Origin of the sequence: Rhodoferax sp. UBA5149 (genome assembly GCF_002413825.1) — a bacterium.
In the GTDB taxonomy this organism is placed as follows: domain Bacteria; phylum Pseudomonadota; class Gammaproteobacteria; order Burkholderiales; family Burkholderiaceae_C; genus Rhodoferax.
The window spans coordinates 7,502-8,966 of record NZ_DHXT01000052.1; the positions used below are offsets into that span (position 1 = coordinate 7,502).

Genomic DNA, 1,465 nt, shown 5'->3' on the forward strand with positions numbered 1-1,465 from the left:
GCAGCAGCCGCAGCAGCCGCAGCTGGCGCGTTGCCGGTCGGCGATGCGCTTTGCGCCATGGCGCCAGCGCAGGCCAGGAGCAGCAACACAGCAGCACAAAGGGCTTTGTTCATCAGAGCCTCCTGTCAGTTGATCCGGTTGTAGTCGTTCTGTCCCTGTTGGGTGCGGGCCTTGAGGTGCGATTCCCAACTGGCCTGGTCGCCCTGCTTCCAGCCGCCGTCGACAAAGGCCTTGCCGGTGCCACTGTAGGCAGAAGCGTCCCGCTTGGTTACGCCCCCGGTTTGCGGCTTCTCGCCGCAGGCGACCAGTAGTGCGGCCAAGGCAAGCATCCACAAAGCATGTCTCATGATTTGACTCCTTCGGGGGCGACAATGCCCGGCTGGCCCGCTTGCTTGGAACCGTAGGCGGTGCCCCAGCCCCACACTTCAGCGCCTTTGCCGCGCTTGAGCACGCGGTTGCGGAAGATGTCAGCCACCACATCGCCGTCACCGGCAATCAAGGCCTTGGTCGAGCACATCTCCGCGCAGACTGGCAACTTGCCTTCGGCCAGCCGGTTGCGGCCATATTTTTCGAATTCGGCCTGGCTGCCGTTGACCTCTGGGCCACCAGCGCAGAAGGTGCACTTGTCCATCTTGCCGCGCACGCCAAACGTGCCTTGCGACGGAAACTGGGGTGCGCCAAAAGGGCAGGCATAAGAGCAGTAACCGCAGCCGATGCACACATCTTTGTCGTGCAAGACCACGCCCTCATCGGTGCGATAAAAGCAGTTGACCGGGCACACCGCCATGCAGGGCGCGTCGCTGCAATGCATGCAGGCCACCGAGATGGATTTTTCACCTGGCACACCATCGTTCAGCGTCACGACACGGCGGCGATTGACGCCCCAAGGCACTTCATGCTCGTTCTTGCAGGCGGTCACGCAACCGTTGCACTCAATGCAGCGCTCGGCGTCACAAACAAATTTCATACGTGCCATGTCATGCCTCCTGCCGAGCCGCCTCAAAGGAGGCAAACGCCCCCTCGGGGGGCAGCGAAAAAATGGAATTTTGAGCGTGGGGGTTCATGTCGTTCCTTATGCTTTTTCGACGTTGCAGATCGTCGTTTTGGACTCTTGCATCATGGTCACGCTGTCGTAGCCATAGGTGGTGCCGGTATTGATGGCCTCGCCGCGCACGATGGGCGCTGCACCATTGGGGTAATAGGCCAGCATGTCAGCGCCCTGCCAGCGACCGGAGAAGTGGAAGGGCATGAACACGGTGTCCGGCCCGACACGCTCGGTCACCATCGCCTGCACATTGAGGCGTGCGCCGGTGGGGGTTGAGACCCAGGCCCGCTCGCCATTGCGAATGCCTTTGTCAGCGGCCACCTTGGGATTGATCTCGATGAACATTTCTTGCTGCAACTCGGCCAGCCAGGGGTTGGAACGGGTTTCTTCGCCACCGCCTTCGTATTCGACGAGGCGGCC

General features: G+C 61.4%; 3 protein-coding genes. All 3 read right to left on the minus strand.

What is annotated here, in order from left to right:
- Nucleotides 1–125: 125 nt before the first annotated feature.
- On the minus strand, nucleotides 126–347 hold the full coding sequence (locus B3V69_RS04325) for a hypothetical protein (protein WP_296444141.1): 222 nt from the start codon (nucleotides 345–347) through the stop codon (nucleotides 126–128).
- Nucleotides 344–976 (minus strand): formate dehydrogenase FDH3 subunit beta, encoded by a 633-nt coding sequence (gene fdh3B / locus B3V69_RS04330; protein ID WP_296444143.1) that lies wholly within the window; start codon nucleotides 974–976, stop codon nucleotides 344–346. Before fdh3B ends, B3V69_RS04325 begins: the two co-directional genes overlap by 4 nt.
- A gap of 96 nt (nucleotides 977–1,072) precedes the next feature.
- Nucleotides 1,073–1,465, minus strand: a 393-nt coding sequence (locus B3V69_RS04335; protein WP_296444145.1) for a molybdopterin dinucleotide binding domain-containing protein, incomplete at its 5' end; no start/stop codon positions are given.